The sequence below is a fragment of the Streptomyces sp. SID5910 genome, assembly GCF_009862125.1.
Lineage (GTDB): Bacteria > Actinomycetota > Actinomycetes > Streptomycetales > Streptomycetaceae > Streptomyces.
In genome coordinates, this window is sequence record NZ_WWHX01000067.1 from 1 (window position 1) to 15,388 (window position 15,388).

At 69.0% G+C, this 15,388-nt stretch carries 15 protein-coding genes and 1 pseudogene; 11 read left to right on the forward strand and 5 right to left on the reverse strand.

Annotated elements, in window-relative coordinates; genetic code table 11:
• Nucleotides 1–115: 115 nt before the first annotated feature.
• The 5 genes from GTW67_RS02830 (at nt 116) to GTW67_RS02850 (ending at nt 5,398) form a co-directional block, all read left to right on the forward strand.
• Nucleotides 116–1,231: a hypothetical protein gene (locus tag GTW67_RS02830; protein ID WP_161163205.1), complete on the forward strand. Its 1,116-nt coding sequence runs from the start codon at nt 116–118 to the stop codon at nt 1,229–1,231.
• On the forward strand, nt 1,228–1,581 hold the full coding sequence (locus GTW67_RS02835; RefSeq protein ID WP_161163206.1) for an ASCH domain-containing protein: 354 nt from the start codon (nt 1,228–1,230) through the stop codon (nt 1,579–1,581). The genes GTW67_RS02830 and GTW67_RS02835 overlap by 4 nt, the downstream gene beginning before the upstream one ends.
• 102 nt (nt 1,582–1,683) lie before the next feature.
• Complete coding sequence (locus GTW67_RS02840; RefSeq protein WP_161163207.1) at nt 1,684–2,304, forward strand: Scr1 family TA system antitoxin-like transcriptional regulator; 621 nt, start codon at nt 1,684–1,686, stop codon at nt 2,302–2,304.
• Nucleotides 2,305–2,448: 144 nt separating this feature from the next.
• Nucleotides 2,449–2,988: an NUDIX domain-containing protein gene (locus tag GTW67_RS02845; RefSeq protein WP_161163208.1), complete on the forward strand. Its 540-nt coding sequence runs from the start codon at nt 2,449–2,451 to the stop codon at nt 2,986–2,988.
• Between the two features lie 205 nt (nt 2,989–3,193).
• Entirely contained in the window at nt 3,194–5,398 is a 2,205-nt protein-coding gene (locus tag GTW67_RS02850; RefSeq protein WP_161163209.1) for an ATP-dependent nuclease, read from the forward strand.
• Nucleotides 5,399–5,719: 321 nt separating this feature from the next.
• Here GTW67_RS02850 and GTW67_RS02855 read toward each other — a convergent pair whose 3' ends face one another.
• Nucleotides 5,720–6,310: a dihydrofolate reductase family protein gene (locus GTW67_RS02855; protein WP_161163210.1), complete on the reverse strand. Its 591-nt coding sequence runs from the start codon at nt 6,308–6,310 to the stop codon at nt 5,720–5,722.
• 141 nt (nt 6,311–6,451) lie between these two features.
• Between GTW67_RS02855 and GTW67_RS02860 the strand changes: the two genes are divergently transcribed.
• Nucleotides 6,452–7,042: a TetR/AcrR family transcriptional regulator gene (locus GTW67_RS02860; protein ID WP_161163211.1), complete on the forward strand. Its 591-nt coding sequence runs from the start codon at nt 6,452–6,454 to the stop codon at nt 7,040–7,042.
• Here the strand turns inward: GTW67_RS02860 and GTW67_RS02865 are convergent.
• The 3 genes from GTW67_RS02865 to GTW67_RS02875 all read right to left on the reverse strand — a co-directional run bounded on the left by GTW67_RS02865 (nt 7,039) and on the right by GTW67_RS02875 (nt 10,480).
• On the reverse strand, nt 7,039–7,656 hold the full coding sequence (locus tag GTW67_RS02865; RefSeq protein ID WP_161163212.1) for a GNAT family N-acetyltransferase: 618 nt from the start codon (nt 7,654–7,656) through the stop codon (nt 7,039–7,041). The genes GTW67_RS02860 and GTW67_RS02865 overlap by 4 nt on opposite strands.
• 187 nt (nt 7,657–7,843) lie before the next feature.
• Entirely contained in the window at nt 7,844–8,986 is a 1,143-nt protein-coding gene (locus GTW67_RS02870; RefSeq protein ID WP_161163213.1) for a family 2 encapsulin nanocompartment cargo protein polyprenyl transferase, read from the reverse strand.
• 87 nt (nt 8,987–9,073) lie between these two features.
• Complete coding sequence (locus GTW67_RS02875) at nt 9,074–10,480, reverse strand: family 2B encapsulin nanocompartment shell protein (protein ID WP_161163214.1); 1,407 nt, start codon at nt 10,478–10,480, stop codon at nt 9,074–9,076.
• A 305-nt stretch (nt 10,481–10,785) separates the two neighbouring features.
• Between GTW67_RS02875 and GTW67_RS02880 the strand changes: the two genes are divergently transcribed.
• Together GTW67_RS02880 and GTW67_RS02885 are read left to right on the forward strand one after the other, a co-directional pair.
• Nucleotides 10,786–11,376, forward strand: coding sequence for an N-acetylmuramoyl-L-alanine amidase (locus tag GTW67_RS02880; protein ID WP_161163215.1), 591 nt, complete (start codon nt 10,786–10,788; stop codon nt 11,374–11,376).
• A 52-nt stretch (nt 11,377–11,428) separates the two neighbouring features.
• Nucleotides 11,429–12,361 carry a pyridoxal-phosphate dependent enzyme gene (locus GTW67_RS02885; protein WP_161163216.1) on the forward strand — a complete coding sequence of 311 codons (933 nt, stop codon included), beginning with the start codon at nt 11,429–11,431 and terminating at the stop codon, nt 12,359–12,361.
• A 285-nt stretch (nt 12,362–12,646) separates the two neighbouring features.
• On the opposite strand, the gene GTW67_RS02890 is transcribed toward GTW67_RS02885, so the two are convergent.
• The gene (locus tag GTW67_RS02890) at nt 12,647–14,242 is read right to left on the reverse strand and encodes a Na+/H+ antiporter (RefSeq protein ID WP_161163217.1); all 1,596 of its coding nucleotides are present in this window, start codon (nt 14,240–14,242) and stop codon (nt 12,647–12,649) included.
• A 61-nt stretch (nt 14,243–14,303) separates the two neighbouring features.
• Between GTW67_RS02890 and GTW67_RS02895 the strand changes: the two genes are divergently transcribed.
• The 3 genes and pseudogenes from GTW67_RS02895 to GTW67_RS38440 form a co-directional block, all read left to right on the forward strand.
• Nucleotides 14,304–14,564: a UBP-type zinc finger domain-containing protein gene (locus GTW67_RS02895; RefSeq protein ID WP_161163218.1), complete on the forward strand. Its 261-nt coding sequence runs from the start codon at nt 14,304–14,306 to the stop codon at nt 14,562–14,564.
• 261 nt (nt 14,565–14,825) lie between these two features.
• Nucleotides 14,826–15,239, forward strand: coding sequence for an ATP-binding protein (locus GTW67_RS02900; RefSeq protein WP_003973726.1), 414 nt, complete (start codon nt 14,826–14,828; stop codon nt 15,237–15,239).
• Nucleotides 15,236–15,388, forward strand: a pseudogene (locus GTW67_RS38440) (RNA polymerase subunit sigma-70); the annotation flags it as partial. The gene GTW67_RS02900 and the pseudogene GTW67_RS38440, both read left to right, overlap by 4 nt.

Here is a 15,388-nt window from a genome sequence, read left to right on the forward strand (position 1 = left end):
GGGGCGTGAAGGAGAGGACGGGCCCCGGAAAGTGCGTCTGGGCCGCATTCGATCGTGCCAAGAACGGGGCCGCTCCCCTGCCGCCCCACACCGCCGGCCTCCAGGGAGACACCTCGTGACCACGCACCCCGTCTCGCCGAACACTGTTCTCGCCAACGCCCTCCACCACGCCGAGGACGTCCTGACCCCGCGCATCCTGGCTACCCCGCCCGAGCGGATCGTGCTGGTCGTCGGTACCCAGATCAACGGCGTCCCGCACATCGGCACCTCGCTCGTGCAGTCCCTGGCCTTCGCCATGGCCGCCCGCCTGCGCGACCGCTTCGGTCTCCCCACGGAGGTGCTCTTCAGCGCCCTCGACAACGCCCCGTACGAGCTGGCCACCGACCCGGCCAGCGGCAACCGCTACCAGCGCGCCTACGCCCAGGCCCTCGGCGAGCAGGCCCTGCTCGACCTCGTCACCGCCCTCTACCAGCCCCTCTTCACCGCGCTGTCCAGGTGCCTGGGCATCCCGCACCACATCGAGACGTACACCCAGCAGCAGGCCGGCGAGCACTACCGTCGCGCCTGGCTCCGCCTGCTCCCCCGCGTTGACGCCGCCCGCTGGTGGCTCGCCCCATCCACCGGCACTCCTCACCTCCGCATCCCCTGCCCTCACCCCGGCTGTGGCTGGGCTGAGAAGCACGCCGAACGCACCCGCGTCCGCCTCACCGGGCCCGAGTCGGCGGTGGTCTCCGCCGTCTGCATCCACCACGGCCCGTACGAGGCCCCGATCACGCCCACCGCCGGCGCGTACCTGGACCTGGCCACCCTGTACCGCAACCTGGTCAAGGAACTCGCCCTGACGAGTCCCAACAGCACGCTCCACGTCATGGTCAAGGGCGGCGACTGGGTCTTCGGCTCCCACCTCGTCGACGAGGCCCTCCAGGCCGTGGGCCTCAAGCGCACCCAGCTCCCGGCCCGCCTGTTCTGCCCCCAGGTCGTCACCGACACCGGCGCCAAGCTGTCGAAATCCCTCGTACGAGAAGGCCGTGCCCCCTTGCCCGAAGGCGCTGCCCCTTGGATGCTCGGCACCCGGCAGTGGCCCGGCACCGTCACCGAGTACGCCGACCAGCTGCTCGCCATGGCCGAGACCTTGCTCTCCGACCCCCGCCACTTCTTCCGCTCGTACTCGGCCGCCGAGATCGGCCGCATGATCATCGCACCGTCCACCAGGAGCGTTCCCTCCCGATGACCGACCGCACCGCCCGCGTCCGCGAGCTCAACCTCTACCGCCAGTACTTCGAGCTCGTCGCCGCAGGCACCAAGACCATCGAGGTGCGGGTCAAGTACCCGCACCTCGCGAACCTCGCCGCCGGCGACACCATCCGCTTCCGCATCAAGGACACCGACGAGACCTGCGACGTCCAGGTCCTCCGCGTCACCGAGTACCCCGACTTCGAAGCCCTCCTCGACGGCGAAGGCCCGTCCAACGTCAACCCGACTGCCACCCGCGACCAGCAGCTTGCCAACATCCGCACGATCTACGGCCCCGAGAAGGAAGCCCTCGGAGCCCTCGCCATCGAGATGAAGCGCATGGACTGACCGATTCCCGCTCTTACAAGATCGGACACTCGGGGCCATCCTCGACCGGAACGGCAAGGCCCATCGAGGCCGCCCCGACGGCACCACTCAGGAGGGGGCGCGGTGACCAGTTCAGTTCCCTGGACGGATCGTCTGTCCACCGGTACGGAAGCGACTCAGGACGACGTGGTGCGCTGGTACCAGAGCACGCGCGAGGGCAAGGCATACGTGCCCACGATGATCTGGGGCACCCTCCAGACCGAGGCGTACGCCACCGTAATCCTCGGCCAGGTCGTCGACTTCCTCGGCATCCCGAACGACGTGCCAGCAGGCGTCGCCAAGCGCATGCAGCGACAGCGCGTGCTCTACGACGGCGAGCACCACTACGACGTCGTCCTCGGGGAGCAGGCGCTCTACACGAACATCGGTGGGCCCGAGGTCATGCGAGAACAGATCGAGCGCCTCCTGCGAGAGCTCGGCCTGGCCTCGCTCACCCTCGGGATCCTTCCCTCCACCGCACGGGTGGACCTGTTCCCCGTCCACGCGTTCAACATCTACGGCGACAGCGACCGGGCCCACGTCGAACTCGTCTCCTCCTCCGTGGACATCACGGAACAGAGCGAACTCGACCTCTACAACAAAGCCTTCACCGCGCTGAGCAGTGCGGCATCCTACGGCGACGCGGCCGAGGTGCTCCTGAAGAAGGCCCACTCCTTCTGGACGAACACCCCGCTCCGGCAGTAGGCCCCTCGTCACTCCAGCGGCGGAACGCCGCGCGGCAGTCCGAAGCGCAAATCGATCAAGACCGCCGCGCCCCATCGCTGGCCATCAGAACCTCGGCGGCAGCCTCGCCGTCCAAGCCAGTGTCGACGAGGCCATCGCCCTCACATGCCCGACAATCCGTCCGGCGAAGGGAACTCAGTGGTCCAGCAGTCCGACGACCATCCGAAGGCCCTCAAGCCGGCGCTCAAATCGATGACCCTGCTGGTCGCCGCCGTCATCGTTCACGACAAGGCCACCAACCGCGTGGTCCTTCTCCAGCGCAGCGAGAACGCGAAGTTCGCCCAGGGAATGTGGGACCTCCCCGTCGGCAAGAGCGAACCGGGCGAGCCCATCACGGAAACCGCAGTCCGCGAGCTCTACGAGGAGACGGGCCTCACCGTGAAGCCCGACTCCCTCAAGGTCGCCCACATCATCCACGGAGCCTGGGGCGTCGAGGCCCCCAACGGCTTCCTCACGGTCGTCTTCGCGGCCCACGAATGGACTGGCGAACCCGAGAACCGTGAACCGGTCAAGCACGCCCAGGTCGGCTGGGTCGACGCCGACACCCTCCCCAAAAGCTTCGTGGACACCACCGCAAGCGCCCTTCGCCAGTACCTTGCGCAAGGTGCGGAAGTCTCCCTCAACGGCTGGGGCGACACGCGCTGACCCCGCTCGCAAGGAGTAGTCCGCCCCTCGCGCCGGCGGAAGTTTGATCAACCACACGGCTCTCGGACCCTGGCGGCTGCGGCCGACCGCTCGCCAACGCTTGCCGCAGCTCCAGACTGAAATCAGGTCCGAGGGTGGCTAACTGACCTCTTGTCATGAAACGTCGGCACACCGGTCACTCCGCACCCTAGGATGTTCACACGCCTTGAACTTCCTCTGGAGCACCATGCGCCTCGAACACATCCGGATTAACAACTTTCGCGGCTTGGGGCAAGTAGACATGCCCTTCTCGCAATTTGGCTGCCTCATCGGCGAGAACAATGCCGGAAAATCTTCGGTGTTCCAGGCTCTTAACTTGTTCCTGAGGTCGGGCTCGACGACCGAAACGGATTTCTTGTCCCTGGCTCAACCTGTGCGAATTCAGCTCACTTTCGGCGGCATCAGAGACGTCGACTTGCTGCGCCTGGAAGAAGGTCACCGAGCCCGCATCGAGCCTGAGATCCATAACGGACAACTCTCGCTTGCTCGAATCTACGCGAGTCCCGGAAAAGGGGTAATGCGCTTGGTCAAGAAAGTACCGAAGGACGGCAGATACCACCAAAAGGCCCTCGATGAAATCTTGAAGATCAAGAGCGAAGCGGAGCTCCGAGAAGCCATCAGGGTCAGTTTCCCGAATATTTACGCAGAATTGCCGACAGGCAGGATCGTTCGCACAGCGGTCAGAAAGTCTTGGGCTGAAATCGTTGCAAGCCTGTCGCCCGACGAACTGGTCATTGGAGATGAGCCCCTGCCTACAGGTCTGGACAAGTCGGTAGCTGCTCTCCTGCCCGAGCCCATCTACATTCCGGCAGTGAAAGAACTTAATGAAGAAGTGAAGACAACCTCTACGGCCACTTTCGGGCGACTTCTTTCTATCCTATTCGAGGACATTGGGGATCAACTACCTGCCCTTGAAGCTTCCTTCGACCAGCTGCGCAACCAGCTAAACGTCGTGACGGACGAGGACGGGAAGGAGTCGGATGAACGACTTCCGGAGGTGCGCCAGATTGAAGCGCACATCCAGCGCAATCTTCAGGAGTCCTTCCCCCGCGCGCGCGTACGCCTGGAGATCCCTCCGCCTCGCTTGCGTAGTCTGCTCGAAGAAGCACAGATCGCTGTAGATGACGGAATTTCCGGCCCCTTCAAGACCAAAGGTGATGGCCTTCGAAGGTCGGTGGCGTTCGCTATCTTGCGAGCATATGTGGATCTCAAGATTGCCAGGCCGTCCACAGCTGACAGTGCACAGCAGCCATGCCTGCTGCTGTTTGAGGAGCCGGAGGTATTCCTTCACCCGCAGGCTCAGCGCAAGCTTTTCGAAGCCCTGACCTTCTTCTCTGAGTACAACGACGTACTGGTGAGCACACACTCTTCTGCCTTCTATGCACCGGGAGCCACTGGAACGTTTGTCAAGGTGGTGAAAGACCATACAATGAATCCTCCGACCAGTCGAACATGCGTCATCGACTTGTCGGAAATGGATGCCCGCGATCAGTTCGAGATCATCACCTATGAAAACAACGAAGCCGCCTTCTTCGCCAGTTCTGTGTTGCTCGTAGAAGGCCCGAGCGACCAGGCCCTAGTCACTCACATTTCACGAACTCTGAGCCCTCGGTGGGATTTCGAAAAGAACGGAGCGACCATCGCGAGGGTAGAAGGCAAGGGCAGTATCGCACGATACCGAGATTTCTTTAGCCGCTTCGAGATGAGGGTTGCAGTCCTCGCCGACCTGGACGCTCTTATTGACGGATTCGATAAACTAGGAGCCAGCAAGGAGTGCTGCAAGCTCCGCGATCAGATCATTTCTACGGTCCAGAGACTGACGGAAGAGGAGGACGTCGAGGTATCGAGCCGAAGCCTTAAGGGGCTGCGTACCAGCGGTTCTGCTCGAGAGCTTTGGCAGCAGGCGCAAGTTAAACGACAGGCGTATGCAGAGGGCCTGTGTGACTGGGAAGAGCTTGACGGAGCCGTCTCCGCCTTCTTCGACCGTCCGGCGTCCGGCACAGCACGAAGAATCCTCGCGGAGGCGAAGGATGGCCAGTTGAAGGAGGAAAAGCTGAGGCTCTTGGAGATGCTTCGACAGGAGGACATCTACGTTTGGGAACTGGGAACCATCGAGGCGTACTACCCGCCGCTCGAACCCAATGAGTCGAACAACAAGAATGTTAGAGCTCGCCACTTCTGTGAGCGCTATGTAACTGCGGACGACATTCGTGGCCTGCCCGTCTTCAAGGACCGATCCGAGTGTGAATTCGATCTAATTTTCGAAGCATTCTTTGGCACGCCTCCGACGCAACGTCCTGATGCTGTAATTCCGTCACAAGCACGACTCAAACAGATCGCGGCAGCGGACGGAGTTGCCGGGATCGACTGATGGCGAGCGCTCCGTTCGGTTGAGCAGTATCGACGGTGTGTAGTGCGGGATCATCCCGGTCCGCACAGAGTCCGCAGGACACCCGATTACGACTGTCGCACCCCATTGCCAGCCATCAGCGAAAGGCCAGGTCAGCGGCCCGCAGGGGAGATCACCGCAGGTCGCCGACCTGACCCGTTACTTGGAGACCAAGAAGGCCTGACCCCAGGTCAGTGTCTCCGGGCGCCCGCGATCGGTGCGCCATCGCAGCCCCACGGACAGTCCGAAGGGCCCGGCCGCTCGTGTGGTCGGGTCCTTTGGCGTGCGGTGCCGGGCGGTGGGTCAGCGCTTCCTGTTGTACGTCCGCACCACGACGCCGTTGCCGAACACCCGTACCGCGTCCGCGTCCGGTACGAAGTCGGAGACGTCGAAGCCGGTGGTGAACATCGGCATGCCGGTGCCGAGCAGGACGGGGTACGTCTTGATGACCAGCTCGTCGACCTCGTCGATCAGCTCGCCGGCGACCGCGGAGCCGCCGCACAGGTAGATGCCGAGGGGGCTCTCCTCCGCCTTCAGCGCGCGGACCCTGCCGACCAGGTCCGACGCGATGATCTCGACGTTCGGGTCGGGTGACGGGTCGAGCGTGCGCGAGGCGACGTACTCACGCAGATGGGCGTACGGGCTGGTGATGCCCTCCTTCAGGGCCAGGTCGTAGCTGGCCCTCCCCTGGACGACCGTGTCGAACCGCTTGTTCGGCAGGTCGTCGAGGCCGAGGGCCCGGCGCCCCTGGGTCGCCATCGTCTCCGGGTACTCCGCCTTCAGGAACTCGATGAACTCCTGATCGACGAACCGGTACATGAAGGACGCGTCGCCGTCCGGGCCGCCGATGAAGCCGTCGATCGAGCAGGCGATGAAGTACGTGAGCTTGCGCAAGTGGTCTCTTTCCTTCGGTGGGATGCCGGTGGCGTGTGAGCCCCGGAGCGACTACTTCAGTTATAGTGCTTCAGGTGTAGTGGTTGCAAGGGTGTTCCTGAGGCGTACATCCGAAGGGGCAAGTGGGAGGAAGGGTTCCGCATGGTCAGCAATCCGGAGCGGCGTGCCGCACTGGTCGACGCGGGCGTGGAGGTGCTCGCCCGCGAGGGGGCGCGCGGGCTGACGTTCCGTGCGGTGGACACCGAGGCGGGCGTGCCCGTGGGCACCGCGTCCAACTACTTCACCGGCCGCGACGACCTGCTGCGGCAGATCGACGCCTGGCTGCACCAGCGGCTCGCGCCCGATCCCGAGGTGGTGGCGGACCTGCTGACCAGGCCGAAGGACCGCGCCCTGGTCACCGCCTTCATGCACGACCTGATGGGCCGCGCGACCCGTGACCGCACCGGCTATCTGGCGCTGCTGGAGATGCGGCTGGAGGCCACCCGGCGTCCCGAACTGCTCGCCTCCTACACCCGGTCGGTGCGGGGCGACCTGGAGGAGGGCATGGAGTTCCACCGCTCGGCGGGGCTGCCCGGCGGTGACGAGACCGTCGTCGTGCTCTATCTCGCGATGCTCGGGCTGATCCTGGAGCACCTGACCCTGCCGGACGTCCTGAACGGCGTCCTGCCCGCGGTGGACGTCCCGGACGCCCTGGTGGAGCGGATCGTGGCGACGGTGGTACCGGAGAACTAGAGCGTCCCCTGCCGTGCCCCCTGCTGCGGCTCGCGCCACATGGGCCACATTCGGGGGCCGTCCGGCAGGTCCAGGGCGCAGCCGGTGAACGCGAAGCCGAGGCGTTCGTACAGGCCCCGGCTGCGGGCGCTGCTCGCCTCCAGATAGGCCGGCAGGCCCTCGCGGTCGCAGCAGTCGAGGACCTGCTCGATGAGCGCGGTGCCCAGGCCCTCGCCCTGCCGTCCCGGGGCCACGCCGATCATCCACAGGTACACGTGGGCGCGGCCCGCTGGGTGGATGCCCTCCGTGAGTCTGGCTATCTGCTCGACGCGCTCGTTGTCCGGGTCCACCGCCTCGCGCACCGCGGCAGGCCCGTCGTCGCCCTCCTCATCGTGGGCTTCCCCGGGCACGGACAGCCACAGCGCGCAGGCCGCGCCGTCCTCCGTGAGGTCGATCCACCCGTCCGCGAGCACGGCGTCGGTGAAGGCGGCCATGAGCCGGTGGTGGGTCCTGCGGCGGTACTCCTCGCCGGGGAAGACCCACCTGCTCACCGGGTCGTCCTGGAACGCCTCGTCCAGCAGCCGCACGACCAGCTCCCGGTCGCCCTCGCCCGCCGTCCGTATCGCCACACCCATGCCCCGCCCGCCCCTTCACCTCAACAGCGCCCGTACGTACGGCCGTTGAGCTTAACGACAGGTGGCGGGCCCCGCACACCGTGGGGAAGTGCGGGACCCGCCTGCCGGAGCCCTCGGCGGTGCGGTCGTAGGGCATCAGATGCCGAACGGCCCTGTCGGGCTCCGGGGTCTTGCGCGGCCGTGGCCGTCAGGTGCTGCGCCGGGTCACGAACTCGGCCAGCGCGAGCAGACCGCCCGCCGCCTCCGGTTCGGGCACCGCGCGGGCGAGCTCCTGCATGGCCCGCGCCATCCGGTCGGCCGCCTGGGCCTGCGCCCAGTCCCGGCCGCCGGCCCGCTCCACGGCCAGTGCCGTGCGCTCCAGGTCCTCCTTGTCCTCCGCGTACGGTGCCGCGTACAGCTCGGCGAGTGCGGCTGCCTCCGGGGTGCCGGCGGCGAGGGCGGCGACCACCGGCAGCGACTTCTTGCGGGCGGCCAGGTCCGCGCCGGCCGGTTTCCCGGTGCGGGCCGGGTCGCCCCATATGCCGATGACGTCGTCGATGAGCTGGAACGCCAGGCCGGCCTCGCGGCCGAAGGCGTCCATCGCCCGGACGTCCTCGTCGGCCGCTCCGGCGTACAACGCACCGAGGGCGCAGGCGCACCCCAGCAGCGCGCCGGTCTTCGCCTCGGCCATCGCGAGCGTCTCGCCGAGGGTGACCTCGTGCGGGTCGCGCCGCTCCATGGCGGTGTCGGCCTGCTGCCCCTCGCACAGCTCCACGACGCAGTCCGCCAGCCGGGTGGCCGCCGCGGCGGCCGCCGGATGCGGGTCCGTCGCGAGCAGCCGCAGGGCCAGCGCCTGGAGAGCGTCCCCCGCAAGGATCGCGTCGGCGTCGCCGAACACGGTCCAGGCGGTCGGCCGGTGGCGGCGGGTGGCGTCCCGGTCCATCACGTCGTCGTGCAGCAACGTGAAGTTGTGGACCAGTTCCACCGCCGCGGCCGCCCGCACCGCCGCCGCCCGGGCCCCGGCCCCGCCGAGCGCGGCGGCCGAGGCGAGGACGAGGGCGGGGCGGATCGCCTTGCCCGCGTTCCCGGAGGCGGGGGTGCCGTCCGCGTGCTGCCAGCCGAAGTGATAGAGCGCGACCCGGCGCATGGCGGCGGGGAGCGAGGCGACGGCGGACCGCAGTTCGGGATCGACCGAGGCCCGGGAGCGGCGCAGGAGCTCCGCCGCCTCGTGCCCCTCGGCCGCGGGCGCCGCGCCGGGTTCTCTGTCGCGCTGCCCGCCGATGGTCCCGTGCCGTTCCAGGGTTCCGGTGGGGCGAGGTGCCTCGGCGGCGCCGTGCGCTGCCTCCGTCATCGGCTCACCTCCCCCACGCGTCCGTCTCCGTACCCCCGGGGTGTACCCGCCCGGGCGGGCGGGGACACGGCGTTCGGGAGCCGGGCGTCACCGCCAGCGGCCGATCTCGACGTTCTCCATGACGCCGAGCGCGTCGGGCACGAGGACGGCGGCCGAGTAGTAGGCCGTGACCAGGTACTTGATGATGGCCTGTTCGTTGATGCCCATGAACCGCACCGACAGACTCGGCTCGATCTCGTCCGGGATGCCGGTGGCCCGCAGGCCGATGACGCCCTGGTCCGCCTCACCGGTACGCATCGCGATGATCGAGGTCGTACGGGCCTCGCTGACCGGGATCTTGTTGCAGGGGTAGATGGGCACACCGCGCCAGGTCGGGATGCGGTTGCCGGCGATGTCGATCGTCTCGGGCACCAGTCCGCGCTTGTTGAGCTCACGTCCGATGGCGGCGATCGCCCGCGGGTGGGCGAGCAGCAGCTTGGTGCCGCGCCGGCGGCTGAGCAGCTCGTCCAGGTCGTCCGGTCCTGGCACGCCGTCGTGCGGCTGGATCCGCTGGTCGTACTCGCAGTTGTGCAGGAGGCCGAACTCGCGGTTGTTGACGAGCTCGTGCTCCTGGCGCTCCTTCAACGCCTCGACGGTCAGGCGGATCTGCTGCTCCGTCTGGTTCATCGGCTGGTTGTAGAGGTCGGCCACGCGCGAGTGGATGCGCAGCACGGTCTGGACGACGCTCAGTTCGTACTCGCGGGGCCGCGCCTCGTAGTCGACGAAGGTGTGCGGGATGTCCGGCTCGCCGCTGTGGCCGGCGGCGAGGTCGATGGCCTTCTCGCCGTGCTTGTTGGTGCGCTGCTGCGGGATGGAGCGCTGCTGCTGGAGGTGCTCGCGCAGGGTGTCCGCGCGCTCAGCGACCTGCTCCACGTCCTGGCGGGGCAGCACGAGGACCGTGCAGGCGGTGACCGTACGGGCGGTGTACTCCCAGATGGCGTCCCCGTCGAGCAGTGCCTGGTCGCCGAAGTAGGCGCCGTCGGCGAGGACTCCGAGGACGGCGTCGTCGCCGTACGGCCCGGTGCCGATCTTCTCGACCTTGCCGTGCGCCAGCAGGTAGACCTCGTCGGCCTGGCCGCCGAACGACGCGATCACCTCGCCCGGGCCGAACTCGCGCTGCTCGCAGCGCCGGGCCAGCTCCGACAGGACCTCCTCGTCCTCGTACGAGCGCAGGGCCGGCAGTTCGCCCAGCTCGGCGGGGATGACCTCGACGCGGTCGCCGGTCTTCACGAACGTCACCCGGCCGTCCCCGACGGCGAAGGTCATGCGCCGGTTCACCCGGTACGTGCCGCCCTGGATGTCCACCCAGGGGAGCGTGCGCAGCAGCCAGCGCGAGCTGATCTCCTGCATCTGAGGTACGGACTTGGTCGTGGTGGCCAGGTTCCGCGCGGCCGCCGTGCCGAGGCTCTGCTGCGGCCTGGTCTGCTCGGTGCGGATCTCTTCGCCTACCGACATAAGGAATTGCCCTCCCGGTCATACCGGACGCCTGCGTCCGGCATCGATGTGCGTGGACCAGCCTTCCTCACGGAGCGTGGCGGTGCTATTACCCGAAAGAGCGGGAATGGATCACGATCCGCCGGGGCATGAAGAGGGGCCCGCGCGGCCGCGGGTGGCCGGACCGCGCCGCCGCCCCGGGGCGAGGTTGTCCGAATCGGCTCGCACACGGCCCGAACAAGTCATAGGGACCGCTCCGTTTCGGTAGAAGCTCCGTACGAGGCGGTCGCGCCCGGCGGTCGTCGCGCAGCGTAAGGGAGTCGGCCATGGCCTCACCCATGTCCGCGGGCAGTTTCCTCAAGGCCCTGAAGGCGGAGGGTCTCACCGTCGTCGAGGTCGGCGACTGGCGGCACCACAACCGCAACCACAAGGGCCCGTGGGGCCCCGTCAACGGCGTGATGATCCACCACACGGTCACCAAGGGCAGCGCGCGGACCGTGGACATCTGCCGCAAGGGCTACGAGGCGCTGCCCGGACCGCTGTGCCACGGCGTCATCACCAAGGACGGCAGGATCCATCTCGTCGGCTACGGCCGGGCCAACCACGCCGGGCTCGGCGACGACGACGTCCTGCGCGCGGTGATCGCGGAGAAGGCGCTGCCCCGGGACAACGAGGCGAACACCGACGGCAACCGGCACTTCTACGGCTTCGAGTGCGAGAACCTCGGCGACGGCGAGGACCCCTGGCCGGCGGCTCAGCTGGAGGCGATCGAGAAGGCCGCCGCCGCGGTCTGCCGCCACCACGGGTGGACGGAACGTTCCGTCATCGGCCACCTGGAGTGGCAGCCGGGCAAGGTCGACCCGCGGGGATTCACGATGGCGTCGATGCGGGCGCGGATCCGGGACCGGCTGAAGTGACCGCGGACGCCCACCGCGGACACCGCGCGCCGGGCGGCGTGACAATGACGGGGTGACCAGCCCCTTCGACCCCGTCGATCCCTCCGGCCCCGCCGGCCTCGCCACCCTGCGCCCCCGGCTGCCCTCGCCGTTGCAGGAGGCCGTGGACGAGCGGTTCGAGCGGCGCGGGGTGCGGCTGCTGCTGAAGCGCGACGACCTGATCCACCCGGACCTGGTCGGCAACAAATGGCGCAAACTCGCGCCGAATCTCGCCACGGCGCGCGGCCGTACCGTCGTCACCTTCGGGGGCGCGTACTCCAACCACCTGCGCGCCACGGCCGCCGCGGGCCGGCTGCTCGGGCTGTCCACGGTCGGCGTGGTGCGGGGCCAGGAGCTGGCCGGGCGGCCGCTCAACCCCTCCCTGGCCCGGTGCGCGGCGGACGGCATGCGGCTGCACTTCGCGGACCGCTCGGCGTACCGCCGCAAGACCGAGCCGGAGACCCTGGCGGCCCTGCTGCGCGCGGCGGGCGCCGCTGAGGACGCGGTCGTCGTCCCCGAGGGCGGGAGCAACGCCGCGGCCGTCCGCGGCTGCCGGGCGCTCGGCGAGGAGCTGGCCGGGCACGCCGACGTCGTCGCGCTCGCCTGCGGCACGGGCGGCACGCTCGCCGGGCTGGCGGCCGGACTCCCCCGGGGCCGGCGGGCGCTCGGGATACCCGTACTCAAGGGCGGCTTCCTGGCCGAGGACGTACAGCGGCTCCAGCAGGAGGCGTTCGGCGGGCCGCGCGGCACCTGGAGCCTCGACGACCGCTTCCACGGCGGCGGCTACGCCCGCGTCACCCCCGGGCTCGACACGTTCGCCGCGGACTTCGAGCGCCGCCACGGCCTGCCCGTCGAGCGCGTCTACGTCGCCAAGATGCTGCACGGCCTGCTCACGCTGACCGAGGAGGGCGCCTTCCCCCGGGGCACGACCCTCGCGGCCGTCATCACCGGCCGCCCCTTCCCCTGAGCCCGGCGGCCACCAACGGCAAGGTGTCTTCCCGGACGCCCAGGTCATCTCGTCGTTCGCCGCCTTCGCCGCGGCCTTCGTGGTGCGCCTGCTCGGCGGGCTCGCCCCTCCCGGCCCCCCGAAGGGTGCGGACGGCACCCCTCGGTGCCGCTGCCGCCGGTCGCGACTCAGCCGACTCCGCCGACTCCGCCGCGTCCGGCAGCGCTCGCGGGCGGGACACCCGTCACGGCCGCTCACCGACGCCGACCGGCTGCCGGTGAGAACGCCCTGATCCGCCAGACGGCCCTACGTCGCCTCCCGGTACGCCGCCGCCTCCTCCAGGTCCAGGCGGCGCAGCAGCGTCCGCAGCATCTCGTCGTCGATGTACCGGCCGTCCCGCAGCCGGACGAACACCTCGCGCTCGGCGCCGATCATCTCCCGGGACAGCCGCCGGTAGGTGTCGTCGACGGTCTCGCCGGTGACGGGGTTGGCCTGCCCGAGGCGTTCCCAGACGGCGTTGCGGCGGCGCTCCAGGACCGTGCGCAGACGGTCGGCGAGGGGCCCGGGCAGGGCGTTGCGCTCGTCGGCGAGCAGGTCGTCCAGGCACTGTTCGGCGGCCCGGGAGGCCTGCGCCTGGGCGTTGGCCTCCGCGAGCGTCTCGGCCCGCACGTCGCGCGCGGGGAACTTCAGCAGGCGGATCAGGGGCGGCAGGGTGACGCCCTGCACGACCAGGGTGCCGATGACCGTGGTGAAGGTCAGGAACAGGATGAGGTTGCGCTCGGGGAAGGGAGCGCCGCCGTGCACGGTGAGCGGGATGGAGAAGGCGATGGCCAGCGAGACCACGCCCCGCATCCCGGCCCAGCCGATCACGAACGGCCCCTTCCAGCCGGGGTCCTCCTCGCGCGCGCGGATGCGTGCCGACAGCATCCGCGGCAGGAGGGTCGCCGGGTACACCCAGACGAAGCGGGCCGCTGCGACGACGAGGAAGACGGCGATCGCATACCAGGCGGCGTCGGCGCCCTGGTACGCGCCGAGGCCCTTGAGGACCACGGGCAGCTGGAGGCCGATCAGGGCGAACACGGCCGACTCCAGGACGAAGGCGACCATCGTCCACACCGCCTCCTCCTGGAGCCGGGTGGCGAAATCGACCTCCCACGCGCGGTGGCCGAGATAGAGCGCGACGACCACCACCGCCAGCACCCCGGAGGCGTGCACCTGCTCGGCGGCCGCGTACGCGACGAACGGGATCAGCAGGGAGAGCGTGTTCTGCAGCAGCGCCTCCTTCACATGGGTGCGCAGCCAGTGGATGGGCACCATCAGCACCAGCCCGACGCCGACACCGCCGACCGCGGCGATCAGGAACTCGCCGATCCCGCCGGCCCAGGTGGCGCCCTCGCCGACCGCCGCCGCGAGGGCGACCTTGTAGGCGGTGATCGCGGTGGCGTCGTTCACCAGGGACTCGCCCTGGAGGATGGTGGTGACCCGGGACGGCAGCCCCACCCGGCGCGCGACCGCCGTGGCCGCGACCGCGTCCGGCGGCGCCACGACCGCGCCGAGCACCAGCGCGGCCGTCAGCGGCAGCCCCGGCACGATCAGATAGGCGGCGCAGCCGACCACGAAGGTCGCGAAGAGCACGTACCCCACGGACAGCAGCGCCACCGGCCGCAGCTGGGCCCTCAGGTCCAGGTAGGAGCTGTCGGTGGCCGCCGTGTACAGCAGCGGGGGCAGCAGCAGGGGCAGGACGATGTGCGGGTCCAGGGTGTAGTCGGGCACCCCGGGCACGTAGCTGACCGCCAGACCTGCCGCGACCAGCAGCAGCGGTGCCGGCACCGGGATGCGCCGGCCCGCCGCGGCGACGGCGGCACTGCCCGCCACCAGCAACAGCAGCGGCATCACGTCCATGGTCCTCGCCCACCCTTTTTCTCCGCGCGGTCCCCCGCACGCCCGACGTAACCTGGCAATCATGAAACAGTGCACGCACGCCGACGCGCTGCCGCACCCCGAGCCGAAGCCCCTGGGCGACACCTGCCCGGAGTGTCTGGCCGAGGGGACGGATCCGGTGCAGCTGAGGCTGTGTCTCACCTGCGGCCACGTCGGCTGCTGCGACTCCTCGCCGCGGCAGCACGCGACGGGCCACCACAAGGAGACCGGCCACCCCGTGATGCGGACGTTCGAGCCCGGGGAGACCTGGCGCTGGTGCTTCGTGGACCACGTGCTCGTGTGACCCGGTACGACTGCGCGCGGGGGACGGTTCGACCGTCCGGTGCCTGGGTACGTCAACCCGGCGCGCGCTCTCCCGATTTGGGCCCGCCGAACCCCTAGCCACTGTGCGTGTTCATGTGTTTACTATGAGTGACAGCAAGGGGTTGGGGTCTCGGGGACAGGAAAGTTCGGAGCGCGATAACGTCACCGCTGAACCACGTGTCGCGTTACCCCGAGGGGCGACCCTCGGCCCTGTAACGCTTGTACCACCTTGGAGGTGAGGGTGTCCCAGATCGCAGGCGAGCCCGCGACCCAGGACTTCGTGGAAGTCCGGCTGCCGGCCGCGGGTGCCTACCTGTCGGTGCTGCGTACGGCGACGGCCGGCCTCGCAGCCCGTTTGGACTTCACCCTCGACGAGATCGAGGACCTGCGCATCGCAGTGGACGAGGCCTGCGCGATCCTGCTCCAGCAGGCCGTGCCCGGCTCGGTGCTCAGTTGTGTCTTCCGCCTCGTCGACGACTCGCTCGAAGTCACTGTCTCGGCGCCGACCACGGACGGTCACGCCCCCTCGCGGGACACCTTCGCCTGGACCGTGCTGTCCGCTCTGGCGGGCAAGGTCTCCTCCGCCGTGGACGAGGACAAAACCGTTTCGATCAGCCTCTACAAACAGCGCGGCGCGGGACCCGGGCCGACGTGAGGAACGGGGACGGGCCGGTGCGGGACGAAGAGCGCGGCACACGAGGGCTGTCGGCCGAGGGCGCACGTTCGGAGAACGAGGCGCCGCGTACGGCGGACGGCATCGACGGCATTCCCGAGCAGGCCCGGCCGCACCCGGAGGACGAGGCA